Genomic DNA, 209 nt, shown 5'->3' on the forward strand with positions numbered 1-209 from the left:
CAAGGAATACAAGGTCCAACGGGAGCTACAGGAGCAACCGGAGCGACAGGTCTCCAAGGAATTCAAGGCCCACAAGGAATTCAAGGCCCGCAAGGAATACAAGGTCCAACGGGAGCTACAGGGGCAACCGGAGCAACAGGTTCACAAGGTCCAACTGGAGATACAGGTCCAACCGGAGCTGGAGCCACTGGAGCGACTGGGGCGACTGG

General features: G+C 57.9%; 1 pseudogene. It reads left to right on the forward strand.

Going from position 1 to position 209, the window contains the following annotated elements:
* Positions 1 to 209, forward strand: a pseudogene (locus MR083_RS27685) (spore surface glycoprotein BclB); the annotation flags it as partial.

Source organism: Bacillus cereus group sp. BfR-BA-01408 (genome assembly GCF_022663305.1).
GTDB classification, from domain to species: Bacteria; Bacillota; Bacilli; order Bacillales; family Bacillaceae_G; genus Bacillus_A; species Bacillus_A pacificus.